We start from the raw sequence: 14,646 nt of genomic DNA, 5'->3' as shown, positions 1-14,646 counted from the left end.
CTATCCATTTGTGTTTCGCATATGCCCATCGCCGGCATGCATCAAAACAAGGAGAATATCATGAACCAGCAGTTCCGTGGCGTCATCCCGCCGGTCGTCACACCGCTCACCGCCGATCAGAAGCTCGATCGCGAGAGCTTCACACGTTCCATCAACCGTCTCATCGACGCAGGCGTCGACGGGCTCTTCTTCCTCGGTTCGTCGGGCGAGGTCGCGTTCAGCACCGACGAACGGCGTCGGGAAATCATCGAAACAGCGATTGCCGCTGTGGACCACCGCGTGCCGGTGCTTGTGGGATGCATCGACACCGAGACGAACCGCGTGATCGAGCATGCGAAAGTCGCGCAGGAACTGGGCGCCGACGCGATTGTGGCGACAGCGCCGTTCTATGCGCTCGGCGGCCTGCCCGAAATCGAGCGTCACTTCCGCCTGATCCACGAAGCCGTTGATTTGCCGTTGTTCGCCTACGACATCCCCGTGTGCGTGCACGTGAAGCTTCCGGGGGACCTGCTCATCAAGCTCGGGCTCGACGGCGTGCTCGCCGGCGTCAAGGATTCGTCGAACGACGATGTGGCGTTCAGGTTCCTGTGTGACGACAACCGCAAGGCCGGCCACCCGCTCACCGTGCTCACCGGCCAAGAGGTGGTCGTCGACGGCGCCTACATGGCCGGGGCGGACGGCAGCGTGCCGGGCTTGGGCAACGTGGAGTGCACGGGGTATGTGCGCATGTGGAAGGCCGCCGAAGCCGGCGATTGGAAGACGGTGCGCGAGGAGCAAGACAAGCTGGCCGCGCTTATGCGCATTGTCACCGTGACGAACGGCGTTTCGGGCTTCGGCGCCGGTGTGGGCGCGTTCAAGACGGCAATGGCACTGCTCGGGGTCTTCGACACGAACCAGATGCCGAACCCGGTCGCCCCACTGCAAGGCGCGAACGTCGAGGCAATCGATGCCGTGCTGCGTGAATGCGGACTTACGCCCGTGCGCACGCCCGAGGAAGTCACGCTCTCCACACAGTGAGCGCACAGTACCGCCAACCACAAGAACACAGGAGAGTAATGCAACATGGCTGAAGTCATTATTGTGAACAACGAAGAGGCCGCGGGGCGCATCTACGCGCAGTGCGTGGCGGATCTGATCCACTCCAAACCCGACTGCGTGCTGGGATTGGCTACTGGTTCGAGCCCGTTGGCCGCCTATCAGGCCTTGGCGCACGAGGTGAAGAACGACCATCTCGATGTGTCTCACGTGCGTGGATTTGCGCTTGATGAGTACGCGGGGCTCGACCCGAGCCATCCGCAGTCATACCGTTCCACCATCACGCGCACGGTAGTGGAACCACTGGGACTCACGCCCGACTTGGTGCATGTGCCCAATGGGGCCCTCAGCACGATCCGTGAGGCAGGGTACGAATACGACCGCATGATCAAGGCGGCGGGCGGCGTCGACGTGCAGATCCTCGGCATCGGCACCGACGGGCACATCGGATTCAACGAACCAGGCTCATCGCTCGCGTCGGGCACGCGCATCAAAACACTCACCCAGCAGACACGCGAAGACAACGCCCGCTTCTTCGACAACGACATCGACCAAGTGCCCACACACTGCATCACGCAGGGCATCGGCACGATCATGAAAGCACGGCACCTGGTACTGCTCGCGTTCGGCAGCGGCAAAGCCGAGGCCATCGCCGAAACCGTGGAAGGCGGTGTCTCGGCGTTCTGCCCGGCGAGCGCATTGCAATTGCATCCACACGCGACCGTGATCGTCGACGAGAAGGCCGCATCGAAACTGCGCAACAAGGACTACTACCGCTACGCCTACGAACACAAGCCGGCGTGGCAGGGCATCTGAACCGCCAACAATCCAAGCAAGAGGTCATCATGAACGCGAACCACGTCGCCACCGCACAGTCAGTCACGAATTCCCTTATGCGAGAGCCGCAGCCGTTTGCCATACGCAATGCGCGTGTGGTCGATGCGCGCGGTGTACGGGAACATGGATGGGTGGTGGCGGACGGCGAGACCATCGCGGCGACCGGCACGTCCACCGACGAATTGGCGTCGGCGTGCGCCCGCTTTGGCGTCGATGAGCACGGCATCATCGACGCCAAGGGGCGCAACCTGACTCCCGGATATCTCGATACCCACGCCCACGGCGGTTGGGGCGTCGCGTTCGATGATGGCGCGGAGGCAATCAGCATCGCGCGCGCCTGCCACATGGCCCACGGCACGACGCGTCAGATATTGAGCCTCATCACCAATCCACTCGATGTGATGGCCCGGAACATCCGTGTGGTGCGGGAGTCGATGGACACACGCCCCGACATTCTGGGATCGCATCTAGAGGGGCCATTCTTGGCACTGGCACGCAAGGGCGCGCACGACCCGAATTGTCTATGCGACCCAGTGCCGGAATCCGTGCGCACACTGCTCGATGCGGCCGATGGGTCGATGCGGCAGATCACCATCGCGCCCGAACGGCCCCATGGCATGGAAGCCATCCGCATGCTCCGTGCCTCGGGCGTGGTGCCCGCCATCGGCCATTGTGACGCCGACTACGCCACAGCATGCAAGGCCATCGATGCCGGCGCCGGCTTGATGACGCATATGTTCAACGCGATGAACGGCCTCCATCACCGCGAACCTGGTCCGATCCCCGCGGTTGTGGAAGACCGCCGCGTCACCATCGAACTCATCGCCGATGGGTTCCATGTGCAGGATCCCATGCTGCGGCTCGCCTTTGAACTGGCGCCTCACCGCATCGCGCTCGTCACCGACGCCATGGCCGCCACCGATTGCCCCGATGGCCATTACAAACTGGGCGCGCTGGACGTCAATGTGGTGGACGGCCACGCGCGACTCGTCAGCAACAACGCCATCGCCGGATCCACACTCGTGCTTGAAGAGGCTGTGGCACATGCCATCAACCGCTTGGGCATCAGCCCTCAGGACGCGGTTGAAGCGGCCACGCTCGCTCCGGCGAAAGCCTTTGGATTCCATATGCCCAATCCCATTACGAAGGACCCGCTTGGGTTGGTCGCCCCCGGATTCGCCGCCGACCTGCTGTTGTCCAATCCCCAGACCTGGCACGTCGAGCGCGTGTGGTGTGCCGGGCGAATCATGCCGTCCTGACGCCTCATATCTAGCCGCTATGCAGCAGGCCGCCTGTCGACCCGCAGCAGCCACACGCCGAACGGGACCGTCAGCACACCACCCAGCACGAAAATCACGCGCACGTCGATCACATCAGCGAGCGGACCGAACACGAGCATGCCGAGAGGCGTGCCGAAACCGGAGAACGTGGTGAGCAGACCGAACACACGCCCGCGCATGTCGGGCGTGCTCTCCTGCTGCAGCAGCGTGAACGTCGGCGACGAACCGAGCGATGTGCACAATCCCACAAGAAAATCGACGCACAGATACACGAGCAGCGTTGGCGACAGCCCGAGCCCGGCGGTGCACACGCCCATGCCGATGAACGCACACGCGAGCAGCACCATGTTGTTGCGGAAGACGTGCGCGCCGAACGCGGCAAGCAGCGCGCCGCCGACGACCATGCCGATGCTCCACGCCATCTCGTTCGCCGCGAGCTTGTCTGCCGCGGTCGATAGCACGGTGAAGCCGAGGTCGAGCCGCTGGCCGTTGAATCCGCGGTTCATCAGAATCAACGTGAGGTTCATCGGCGCGATGTTGATGAAGCAGACGAACGCATACGCGATGAGCACACTGCGGATGCGCGGATAACGCCACGCATGCCGCAGGCCGGTGCGCATGTCGGCGAACACGGAGACGGCGGGCGTGGTGCCCGATTCGCCTTCGCGCGCCACGCGGATCAGCGCGACGAACGCGATGCCCACCACTGCCGTCGTCACATCGACGTACAGGATCGCCCATAGCGGCATGATGTTGATGAACACGGCGGCGATCGCGGGCGCGGCAATCATATTGACCGACTGGATCGTGCCGTTGATCGAGTTCACCCGCAGCAGTTTCTCCTCCGGCGTGATCTGCGGAATGAACGACTGCACGGCCGGCGTCTGCACGCCCGCACCGGCCGAACGAACCGCAAGCACGACGAAGAACAGCGCGAGCCCGGCGGCACCGCGCGCGATCGAGACAGACAGTACCACGGTGACAACGGCGATGAGCGCGTCGGGCAGGATGATGAGCGCCTTTTTGTTCCAGCGGTCCGCCCACGCGCCACCGAACAGCGAGACGACGGCCTGCGGCACGCATGCGCAGAGCATCGCGACCGTCATCGTGACGCCCGAGTCGGTCTGCATGACGAGATACCAGAAAACCGCGTACTGCACGATGCTCGACCCGACGAGCGAGAGCGCTTGGCCGGCGAGCAGCAGTGCGACGCGCATGTGCCAAGACTGCAAGTAGGGATGGTGTGTCATGATGGCTCACTTTCTCAGTGAAGCGGCCGTCTGCGCGCATGCGGGCGACGTCCGAGATTACGGACGCTGCATAAAAAACGAAGTGATGGCATGCCGCGGCAGATGTCAGCCGACCGGCTGCGCCGCATATGGTTTGTTGATTTGGTCGTCCGGATCACCGGACCACGGAAGGCAGAGGATGCGCATCAACGCGCGCAGGGAATATCCGCTGCAACCTTCGCCATCATGGCTCTTCCACACATGGAGCACCAATATAGCAGCTTCTGTGGCACTTGCCAAAACAGGGCGCTGTTATACTTGTTATAGTTGTTATAATTTTTGTACCGTAACGCTGCAGGAGCGGTGATTTTCCATACCCAACCCGTTCAAACCGACAGCCGGCAGCGAACCACCGGTACTCGTGGGCCGCAAACAGTACATCGAAGATTTCCAGTTCGCCATCGAAGACGGCTCCGGAGCCCCTGGGCGCCTTTCCTTCATCACGGGTGCGCGTGGTGTGGGGAAGACCGTCATGCTCAATGCCCTGAGCGATGTGGCGAGGAGTCTGCAATGGAACGTGGTGAACGCCACAGCCGAAGGCGATTTTGTCCCGGAGATCATCAAACTGCTGCAGCCCAAGCAGAACACTCACGTTGTTTCCTATACCCTGCCTTCCGTCGCGCTCGAATCCCCACTGCCCGGCATACAAACGAACATCGGTCTCGGTGGAGTGCAGATCGAGCGGAATCAGGGATCGACCGACCTCAGGCAGGCCATCGGCCGCGTTTTGGATGCCATGGACGAATCACAACAAGGTGTGCTCATCACCTTGGATGAGGTGGGCGAAGGCACGCCGCTCCCCCAATTGCGTTCATTCGCCATGGCAATCCAACATCTGATTGAAGAGAAGCGCAACATCGCGGTGATCTTTGCAGGCGTGCCCCACATGGTGGATGATGTGGTGAACGACAGCGTGCTGACATTCCCTAGGCGTGCTGAACGGTACCAGTTGCAAGACGTACCCATCGAAGATGTGCGGGAAGCATTCGAAACGACACTGTCTGCCGGCGGCAAAAACGCCAGCTATGACGTTCTGAACGCGCTGGCCCGAGCAACCCACGGCTACCCGTTCATGATCCAACTTGTAGGGTATTGGGCCTGGCGGCAATCAGTGGTGAACGGCCATGAGGATTTCATTTCGATGGAAGACTGCGAATCAGGCATTGCCAAACGACTCGGGAAAACACCGCAGTATGCCAACGTGTATCGCGACCGACTGATTCGCGAGGATTACATCACCGCCACCGACTACGGCAAAGTGGATTTCAAGATGCCCTATCTGCGCGAATTCCTGCAATCCCATGCCGCGATGTACCAGATGTCACGCAATATCGAGGATTCCGGCAGGACCCTCAACTAGCTCCCAAGAAAGACGAAAGTCACGCATCATCCGCCTCTACGTGACAAATCTCAGAGACTTTCAGACGAAACTCGTCCTCAAAACCGCTGAGCACGATGAACCTCAAGTATTCCCAAACGGTTCTCATAACCGAACTCGCCGTGCATGACAGACTTCTGCATTGCTTGCATTGTTTCAGAAAAAACCACTGCCCAACCCGTAGCGCCAAAGGTCGAACTACGCATACCTCCCAACACAAAGGTGGGGTGCACAACGGTTGTTGTGCACCCCCACCTTGAAACCTAAGTCAGGCTACCCGGCCGGTTGGGGCCGGGCCACAATCACTCAGCGTCCTGGACCTGGGCGCGGGCGATCTTGCCGGTGAAGGAGTTGGCCTCATCGGCGTCCTTCGCGGCTTCGTTGTTCCAGGAGAACATCGCGCGGAGCTTCGGGCCGACTTCCTCGATACGGACGTTCGAGTACTCTTCCTGAAGCTGCTTGAACTTCGGGGCGCCAGCGGCCTGGTCGTCCATGAACTCCTGGGCGAAGGAGCCGTCCTGGATGCGCTGCAGGTGGTACTGCATGCGCTCGCGGGCGTGCTCGTCGATCACGGTGTTGACATAATCGCCGTACTGGGCGGTGTCGGAGCAGCTCCAACGATCCTTGTTCAGGCCGCCTTCGTTCATGAGGTCCACGATCATCTTGAGCTCGTGGCAGACCTCGAAGTAGGCGATCTCCGGCTGGTAGCCGGCGTCGGTGAGGACCTCGAAGCCCATCTCGACGAGCTTGTTGACGCCACCGAGGAGCACGTTCTGCTCACCGAAGAGATCGGTCTCGGTCTCCTCCTTGAAGGTGGTCTTGATGGCGCCGGCGCGCAGGGCACCGATGGCCTTGGCGTACGCGAGGGCCAGATCCCAGCCGTCGCCACGCGGATCCTGCTCAACGGCGGTCACGACCGGGACGCCGCGGCCGGCCGCATACTCGCGGCGGACGATGTGGCCCGGGCCCTTCGGGGCGACCATGAAGACCGGGTGGTCCTCGGACGGCTTGATGTAGCCGTAGTGGATGTTGAAGCCGTGGGCGAAGGCCAGGGCGGCGCCTTCCTTGATGTTCGGCTCGATGTCGTTCTCCCAGATGCCCTTCTGATACTGGTCAGGAGCCAGGATCATGATCACATCGGCCTCGGCAGCGGCTTCCGGAACGCTCTTGACTTCCAGCCCCTGCTCCTTGGCGAATTCCACGGACTTCGAGTTCGGGCGCAGGCCGACAACGACGTCCACACCGGAGTCACGCAGGTTGAGCGCGTGCGCGTGGCCCTGCGAGCCGTAACCGATGATCGCGACCTTCTTGCCATCGAGAACCGAAAGATCGCCGTCGTCTTCGTACCAGATCTGTGCTGCCATGTTTGGCACTCCTTTGTTTGTTTTCTGCAGCGCGGGCATCTTAGCCTGCCGCGATGCTTGTGTGTATTGGTCTGTTACATGAACCGCGCCCCGTGGTTCGGAACGGCGATTCGTGTACGCGAGTTTCCCACTGTGTTGGAGCTTTTGCCTCCAAAACTGAATCCTCATATTACTGAAATATCCAAGCGCTTCGGCCCCGAGTCCATCTTTTGGATACCCCCGGCGCTTTCTTTTCGAGATGCACACATTTCCTTGTGAAAAATGGCGCACACCCGGCTCCGTTTGTCTTACATCAGCAAGATGTCATGTCCACATGGTGGACGCTTACCCTGCGGTTCATGACGCCGCAACGCACCTCCTCCCCATCACTTGCACATACCGAACGCATGGAGCGGATCACTGCATGTAATCCACGTCCCTCGTCTCATGGCACGTCAGGATCGCCACAAGGCAGCACAGCGCCATGACACCCAGATAGAGGCCGACCGAGCCGACACCCCAATGCGACGAGAGCCAGGTGGCGACCGACGGCACGAACGCCGCGCCCACGATCGCCGCGAGGTTGTAGCCGATGCCGGAGCCGGTGTAGCGCACGTTGACGCTGAACAGTTCCGGCAGCAGCGCCCCGATCGGCCCGAACGCGATGCCCATGAGCGCGAAGCCGATACACAGGAACAGCATCGCGGCGGCGGTGTTGTGCACGCCGACGACATTGCGGTTCATCAGCAATGGGAACACTGCGGCGAAGACGAGCAGCGCGACCGACGAACCGATAATCACGCGCCGGCGGCCCAGCCGGTCCGCGAAGACGCACGAGAGCACGATGAACACCGCGAACACACATACGGAGACCATGAGCATCGTCATGTACTCCTTGGTGGAGAAGCCGAGTCCGCCGCCGCCCTGTGCGTCGCTTTTCGTGGCCCATGCGAGCGACCATGTGGCGAGCGTGTAGAACAGCGTGTAGGTGACGGCCACGAGGAACGTGGCCTGCAGCACCTGCCGCCAGCTCGTGCGGAACACCTCGACGGCCGGCGCCTTGACGACACGCTGGCCCTGCTGCGCGGCCCGGAACGCGGGCGTCTCCTCCATGTGCACACGCACAAGCAGACCGACGACCACGAGCAGAGACGACAACAGGAACGGCACGCGCCACCCCCACGCGAGCATCGCCGCGTCGTCATTGAACATCTCGAGCAGCACGTATGTGCCGTTGCACAGGAAGAATCCGATCGGCGCGCCCAGCTCCGGGAACGAGCCGTACAGCGCGCGCTTGTCCGCCGGCGCGTTTTCGGTCGCGACGAGCGCCGCGCCCGACCATTCACCGCCAAGGCCGATACCCTGCACGAAGCGGCACACGCACAGCGCGAGCACGGCCCACACGCCCCACGCGTCGTAACCGGGCAGGCAGCCGATGAGGAACGTCGCGACGCCCATCGTCATGAGCGAGACGACGAGCGTCGCCTTGCGCCCGATCGAATCGCCGAAATGCCCGAAGATGAGCGAACCGACCGGCCGCGCGAGGAACGCGACGGCGAAGGTGACGAGCGAGAGCAGCAGCGCGACGGTCGGGTTCGTGGTGTCGGAGAAGAACACGTGCGGGAAATAGTTCGCCGCGGCGGTGCCGTACGCGTAGAAATCGTAGAATTCAATCGTCGTGCCCACCATGGATGCGGCGATGATCGTGCCCACCGACGAGCGTGCTGCGCGCGACGCCGGCCGGGCGAATGTGGCTGCGGCGGATTCCGCCTCTGTTTCGACTGCGGTCATGAAAAACCTCCTGGTAGTGTGCCTGCGTTCATGGATTGGGGCACAAACGCAAAAACCCCGCACACATGGCGGGGTCCGAGGTAGTTCACGATCCATCCCCGCCACCATCGGCGGGGCTGTGTTCGGATATACGAATCAGCTCGCCGATGGCGAGATAATAATTCGTACAATCTGCAGTCGTGCATTACCGGCCATGACGAGCCTCCTTTCGTGTATCCTGCGTGGTCATCACGTTGGCACCGAACCTACGCCGAGCCACCCTGCATCATCCTCGTTTATCCACATAGCGAGACAACTTCATCTGCAATACGGGCGGCTCGGCGGTCAGGCAGTCACATCATCCCCGCTTGCGTGACGAGGCAATCGCCACAGCCGCACATACCCCAGCGAGCGCGAACGCGACCGCCGCCCACAGGAAGACGCTCGAGAACGTGGCCGCATAGGCGAAAACGAATCCGCCGGCCGCAACGCCGAGCAGACGCCCGAGCGTCGCACTCGAGTTGAACACGGCGAGGTAGCCGGCCGTGCGGTCGAGCTGCGGCACCGAGGAGATGGCGATAGCTTGCAGTGAGTCATCAATCATGTGCACGGCAAATCCGCCGACGCCCGCAAACACATACAATCCGATGGTGGTATAGCTGACGAGCGGTACGACCGCCGCCACGATGGACAGCACAACGCCCAAGCCGAGCACGAGATAATCGTTGTCTGTTGACGAACGGATGAGGTCGGCGACACCTTCACCCAGAAGCGCCATCGCGCACGCCAGCAGACCCATGAGCGCAACCATGACCATGGTGGCGCGCACATCGAGACCAGCGTCGGCGCCGCGCAAATAGCGTACGACGAACCAAACGAACGCGATGTCAAGCACAGCACCAGCCGATGCGAACAAGCGCGTGAAGCAGATCATGCGCCATGTGCGCGTCGGGTGCGGCACGCGCAGCGTCACGAGCAGATCGTCGTTCGTCATCGGCCTGGCGCGCGAATAGACCGTCGACGATTCGCGCGGTATGACGAACAGGCCCACAATGCCCGCAATGAGCAGGCCGATTGCGCACAGATCCATGCCCGCGGCCGGATTATGCGCCATGAGCACGCCGAGCCAGATGCCGCACACGAGGCCCGCGAGCAGGCCGATCGTGCGCCACCGGCCCACGGCGTCGCGGAATTTGTCGGGGACGCGCTCGCCGAGCGACGCGTGCAGTGAACACAGCGTGGCGGCGATGCCGATCTGCATGATCGCCCAGACGATGCCGACGGCGACCGGCGCATGGCACGCGCCCAGCGAGAACGCGAAGATGACGGAGAGGATCGTGCCGCCGGCGAACCACGGCGCGCGCCTGCCGAATGGCGTGCGCGTGTGGTCGGACAGCGGCAGGAAGAAGATCGTGGCGACGAATGAGCACAGGATGCCCACACCGAGCACCCAGGCGAGCCCGATGGCACCACCCACCGGGCCGCTCAGCGCGTCGAGCTCCTGCGGAACAAGCGTGATGTTAAGCGCGGCGAGCGCGAACGCAAGGAAGAACGCCGTGCACGCGAAGCCGATCTTCATGCGCAGGATCTGGGGTTTTGTGGGGCGGTCGCCGTTGGCGTCCACCATCGGGTCGCGCATGTCGAGGAACGCGGACTCGAGGTCTGGCACAGGCTCGTCCGCACCACCGACGGGCGCGGTGACACCCATCGCGGCGGCCTGCACTTCCGGCTGGTCGGCTGCGGCGGGCGGCGTCTTCGGCTTCTGGCGCACGGCCAAGCGCGCGACGGCCCGTTTGTCTTCGGCGGTGAGCGCCTTGTCCAGATCGGGGCGGTCGTCGATGCCCGGACGCACGTAGTCGGAGTTCGGGAACGGGCGCGGCGCAGGGCGCTCGGGCTCGTTTGGGTTCTGTTGCGGTGACTGATCGTTCATACAGACAACGATAGCCGCACTGTACGGTGCGCGCAGCCGTTGCCGCCCACCGCGCATTGTGTATGGGACAGGAATGGGGAACTCCCCCATTCTGCTGAGTTCATCGCCGGTATGATCATCGTGTCTGTTTTTGTTACGGGTAGTACTTCCCTCGCTACGGGTAGTGCTTTTCCGGTCTACCTGCCCCTAAAAACCGCTATGTTCCAACGATTATATGTGGCCTTTATCCGAAAAAGCACTACCCGTAGCAGAAAGGGCACTACCCGTAGCGAAGAGGTACCCCCGTAGAGAGGAAGGCATCGGGGAGCTAGCCGAATCACATGCCGGCCCCACCCCGGCAATCACTTGACGTTGCGGATGCGCATGATGAGTGCGGCGGCGATGAGCACGATGACGATCGCGACGACGAACACCCATGCATAGGCCGCAGTAGGAGTGCCGGATGAATGCATCACGAACTTCGCGACCGAGACGACGATCGACGTCATCATCGTGCCGATGACCGTGGAAAGCGTGTTCGCGAGGTTGAGGATGCCCAGATCCTTGCCCGCCTCCTTCGGATTGGGCAGCACGGCCACGTTGAGCGCCTGGTCGATCGCGTTGTAGACGCCGTACCCGAGGCCCGCGATCGCCGCGAACAGATACATGCCCATCGGCGAGCGGAACAGCAGCGGCATGGCGGCACCGACGGCGAACAGGCAGCTCGCGAGCGCGATCGGCAGCTTGCGCCGGCCGATGCGGTCGGTGATCGGCCCGGCCGTGACGGCGGCGATGAGCGAGACGACGAGCGTGATGACACCCATCGTCGCGATGATCGCGGCGGCCTTGTCGGTCGCCTTTGGATCGCCCGCATAGATGTAGTCCTGTGCGATGTACAGCTGGTACGTCGTGATCATCCAGTAGCCGCCCATCATCAGCGTGCGGCCCACGAGCGCGTAATAGAAGTCGGGCGCGTTGCGCGGCGGGCGGAAGTTGCGCAGAATGCTGCGCGCACTGAGCGCCTCGCCCTGCTCTTCGAATTTGCTCGAGCGTTCGCGCGGCCACACGACCACGACGAAGATACCGACGAGCGCGAAGATGCCGAAGCCCATCATCCACGCCTGGAATATGCCGGCGTTGCCGCGGGTGAGGAACGCGGCGCCGACGACCGAGCCGAGCGTCTGGCCGACGGCGATGCCCGCGCCGTAGAACCCGGAGATCGTGCCGCGGACTTTGTCGGGCACGCGGTCGGACATCACGGCGACGTATGGCGCAAGCATCATGTTGTAGCCCATCTGCGCGAGGCACCACAGCGTCACGATGAGCGCTTCCGAGCGCGCGAACGCGATCGCGCCGATGCTCAGGCCGGTGATGAGCCCGCCGAGCACGATCCACGGCGTGCGCTTGCCGAAGCGCGAGCGCGTCTGGTCGGAGAGCGTGCCGAAGACGATGTTCGCGACGAGCGCGACGAACGCGCCGATCGAATTGACGAGGCCGAGCATGAACACCTTGCTGCCGGCGTCGAGCTGCTCGAACACGCGCGGCAGGATGACCGTGCTCAGCGCGACCCACGGGATCGCGCATGCGACGGCAGATACGGTGAAGCCGATGCCGAGGCGCACGATCTCCGTCTTCGTCGGCCGGTGGCCGTCCGCGGAGACCATCGGGTCGCGCATGTCCATGAACGCGGAAGCCTCGTCGGGTACCGCGGTGTCGACGGCGGCGAGTGCGGCCATGCCGGAGCCGGCGGCCTGCGAATCGGTCGCGAGTTTCGTGCCCTGCACCTGCTCGTCGTCCACGGTGCTTTCGGCGGCACGCTTCTTCGGCATCGGCGCGGTCAGACGCGCGATGTTCTCCTTGTCTTCCCGACTCAACGCTTTGTCGAAGTCGGGCCGGTCGTCGATGCCCGGACGGATGTACCCGTTGGAACCCGGCTTGCCGCCGGCGCCTTGTTCGTCAACCATGATCTGCTCTTTTCTGGCTCATCGCTGGAATTGCTGGAATGCTGCGGCGTTCAGTCCATGTGCACCACAGGCGGATTCGCGATCAGATCGTCGCTCGTGTGCTCGCCGGCGGCGTCTGCCCACGCGAGCGCGGCCACGGGCTGCGTGTTGTCTGCGCCCATGCCCTGCGACGGCGTGAAGCTCAGGGTGGCGGATGTCACCCCACCGTTCCACGTGAAACGCATCGTCTCGCCGTCGACGGCGTAGTCGAAGTCGCCGTTGAACGCAGGCAGCTCATTGCGGAACTTCGCAAGCATGTTGAGCGCGCGCACCACGGGGCGCCCGAGGTTCGCGTCGATCTCCGCGGTCGTGTAGTAGTGGCGGTTGATGTCGCGGCCGACGTTGGTGCGCTTGAGCAGCTCCATGTCGTTGACGCCGGCGAGCGCGCCGACGTAGTACACCTGCGGCACGCCGGGGAGGAAGAACTGCACGGCGCGCGCGGCGATGTAGTGCTGGTCGTTGCAGCCGAGCGCGGAATAATACGTGGAATTCACCTGGTACAGGTCGAGGTTCGATGCGGCAGCGCCGGTCGCGGCCTTCGACTCGCCGTGCGTGTTCTTCGCGATCGTCTCGACCATGTTGTCCACGTCCTCGTCGGGAACAAGGCCCTTGAGCGAGCGGTCGAGCTGGTCGGAGCCGATGTCGATGACACCGATGCCGTCGTGCGCGTCCAGCACAGTGACGGCGTTGTTCGGGCGGATCTCGGTCCAGTGCGCGAGCGCGTCCACACGGCCGGTGAACAGCGAATGCAGCAGCAGCGGGGGCAGCGCGAAGTCGTAGACGCGGTCCACCTTCGCGGCGATCTCCACCTGCTTCTTGTAGTACGAGTGCACCTCGATGAGGATCTCGAGCCCGCGCTTGGCGGCCTCCTCGCGCAAACGGGAGATCAGCGCGAAGGTCTTGGGGGTCATGAAGCAGCTCGTGCCGGCCTCTTTCGCGCCGTAGCCCACGGCGTCAAGGCGGATGTACTTGACGTGCGATGCGCCCATCTGGTCGAAGATCGACATCAGATACGCCCAGCCTTCGGCGGAGTCGGTGTCGATGTCCACCTGCTGCGGCGTGAACGTGACCCACACCAGACGCGTCTTGCCAGCGAAGGTGTAGTGGGTGAACGGCAGGCCCGGACGCGGGCGGTAGATCCCGGCGAGCTCCTCTTCGGTCGCGCCGTCCGGGAACACCGAGCTCATCGTCAGGAACATCGGGTAATACTCGGATTCCTCGCCACGCTTGAGCACGTCCTGGAACTGGCGCGACTGCCAGCTCATGTGGTTGACGATCGCATCGACCATGATGTCGTGCGTCTTGGAAAGTTCGGCGATGTCATCCCAGTCGCCGAGGCGCGGGTCCACGTTCGTGTGGTCGATGGGGTCGAAGCCGGCGTCGGCGCCGTCGAACGGCGTGAAGAACGGCAGGATATGCACGCCTTCGTATACACCGGCGAAACGTGTGCGCAGGATGTCGGTCAGGGATGCGAGATTGCCATCGCCCAGTCGGTCCGCATAGGTGATGAGCTGCACTTTGTTCTTCACGAGTTCCTCCTCGTCGAGTCGGTTATGGTCGATCAATCACGCCGTTGGGATCAAACGGTCCGGTAGCCCGGGAGCTGGTTCAGCACAGATGCGCTTGCATTCGGTGAGCTGCATACGCACCGTATCGAACCGGTTCGATAACGATTATCAGGGTTATACGCCAAAAGATGTGTCTCTAATCTGAGCTGAAGCCTTCTGCCGATTGGCGTGTCGGGGTGTTCATGATGTGTCCGGTCATTATGGCGCCTGGCCATTTCGTGTGTCCGAAATGAT

Annotated in this window: 10 protein-coding genes; 4 read left to right on the top strand and 6 right to left on the bottom strand. The window is 62.7% G+C overall.

What is annotated here, in order from left to right:
- Positions 1 to 60: 60 nt before the first annotated feature.
- Genes PG2093B_RS00635 through nagA form a run of 3 tightly spaced genes read left to right on the top strand, consistent with a single transcriptional unit; the run spans position 61 to position 3,131 of the window.
- Positions 61 to 1,017, top strand: a complete 957-nt coding sequence (locus PG2093B_RS00635) for a dihydrodipicolinate synthase family protein (RefSeq protein ID WP_129896697.1) — start codon at positions 61 to 63, stop codon at positions 1,015 to 1,017.
- Positions 1,018 to 1,062: 45 nt separating this feature from the next.
- Positions 1,063 to 1,851: a glucosamine-6-phosphate deaminase gene (gene nagB, locus PG2093B_RS00630; protein WP_129896696.1), complete on the top strand. Its 789-nt coding sequence runs from the start codon at positions 1,063 to 1,065 to the stop codon at positions 1,849 to 1,851.
- A 29-nt stretch (positions 1,852 to 1,880) separates the two neighbouring features.
- Positions 1,881 to 3,131 (top strand): N-acetylglucosamine-6-phosphate deacetylase, encoded by a 1,251-nt coding sequence (nagA, locus tag PG2093B_RS00625; protein WP_129896837.1) that lies wholly within the window; start codon positions 1,881 to 1,883, stop codon positions 3,129 to 3,131.
- A gap of 17 nt (positions 3,132 to 3,148) precedes the next feature.
- On the opposite strand, the gene PG2093B_RS00620 is transcribed toward nagA, so the two are convergent.
- On the bottom strand, positions 3,149 to 4,402 hold the full coding sequence (locus tag PG2093B_RS00620) for an MFS transporter (protein ID WP_129896695.1): 1,254 nt from the start codon (positions 4,400 to 4,402) through the stop codon (positions 3,149 to 3,151).
- Between the two features lie 400 nt (positions 4,403 to 4,802).
- Here PG2093B_RS00620 and PG2093B_RS00615 point away from each other — a divergent pair, with 400 nt between their 5' ends.
- Complete coding sequence (locus tag PG2093B_RS00615; protein ID WP_165369659.1) at positions 4,803 to 5,801, top strand: ATP-binding protein; 999 nt, start codon at positions 4,803 to 4,805, stop codon at positions 5,799 to 5,801.
- Positions 5,802 to 6,121: 320 nt separating this feature from the next.
- On the opposite strand, the gene ilvC is transcribed toward PG2093B_RS00615, so the two are convergent.
- From ilvC to gtfA, 5 genes are all read right to left on the bottom strand, one after another.
- Complete coding sequence (gene ilvC, locus PG2093B_RS00610) at positions 6,122 to 7,222, bottom strand: ketol-acid reductoisomerase (protein ID WP_129896693.1); 1,101 nt, start codon at positions 7,220 to 7,222, stop codon at positions 6,122 to 6,124.
- A gap of 357 nt (positions 7,223 to 7,579) precedes the next feature.
- A complete protein-coding gene (locus PG2093B_RS00605; protein WP_242502758.1) occupies positions 7,580 to 8,953 on the bottom strand; it encodes an MFS transporter in 1,374 nt (457 codons plus the stop codon).
- 337 nt (positions 8,954 to 9,290) lie between these two features.
- Positions 9,291 to 10,862, bottom strand: a complete 1,572-nt coding sequence (locus PG2093B_RS00600) for an MFS transporter (RefSeq protein ID WP_129896692.1) — start codon at positions 10,860 to 10,862, stop codon at positions 9,291 to 9,293.
- Positions 10,863 to 11,203: 341 nt separating this feature from the next.
- Entirely contained in the window at positions 11,204 to 12,805 is a 1,602-nt protein-coding gene (locus PG2093B_RS00595) for an MFS transporter (protein WP_129896691.1), read from the bottom strand.
- Between the two features lie 50 nt (positions 12,806 to 12,855).
- On the bottom strand, positions 12,856 to 14,373 hold the full coding sequence (gene gtfA / locus PG2093B_RS00590) for a sucrose phosphorylase (RefSeq protein ID WP_129896835.1): 1,518 nt from the start codon (positions 14,371 to 14,373) through the stop codon (positions 12,856 to 12,858).
- Positions 14,374 to 14,646: the final 273 nt, after the last annotated feature.

It is taken from the genome of Bifidobacterium pseudolongum subsp. globosum, from assembly GCF_004155535.1.
In the GTDB taxonomy this organism is placed as follows: domain Bacteria; phylum Actinomycetota; class Actinomycetes; order Actinomycetales; family Bifidobacteriaceae; genus Bifidobacterium; species Bifidobacterium pseudolongum_C.
Note: the sequence above shows the minus strand (reverse complement) of the source record. Positions and strands in the feature narration are given on the sequence as shown.

Excerpts from the sequence above, each read along its gene's own strand:
- PG2093B_RS00635 (WP_129896697.1), top strand. The coding sequence starts at position 61 with ATGAACCAGCAGTTCCGTGGCGTCATCCCGCCGGTCGTCACACCGCTC.
- nagB (WP_129896696.1), top strand. The coding sequence starts at position 1,063 with ATGGCTGAAGTCATTATTGTGAACAACGAAGAGGCCGCGGGGCGCATC.
- nagA (WP_129896837.1), top strand. The coding sequence starts at position 1,881 with ATGAACGCGAACCACGTCGCCACCGCACAGTCAGTCACGAATTCCCTT.
- PG2093B_RS00620 (WP_129896695.1), bottom strand. The coding sequence starts at position 4,402 with ATGACACACCATCCCTACTTGCAGTCTTGGCACATGCGCGTCGCACTG.
- ilvC (WP_129896693.1), bottom strand. The coding sequence starts at position 7,222 with ATGCCCGCGCTGCAGAAAACAAACAAAGGAGTGCCAAACATGGCAGCA.
- PG2093B_RS00605 (WP_242502758.1), bottom strand. The coding sequence starts at position 8,953 with ATGACCGCAGTCGAAACAGAGGCGGAATCCGCCGCAGCCACATTCGCC.
- PG2093B_RS00600 (WP_129896692.1), bottom strand. The coding sequence starts at position 10,862 with ATGAACGATCAGTCACCGCAACAGAACCCAAACGAGCCCGAGCGCCCT.
- PG2093B_RS00595 (WP_129896691.1), bottom strand. The coding sequence starts at position 12,805 with ATGGTTGACGAACAAGGCGCCGGCGGCAAGCCGGGTTCCAACGGGTAC.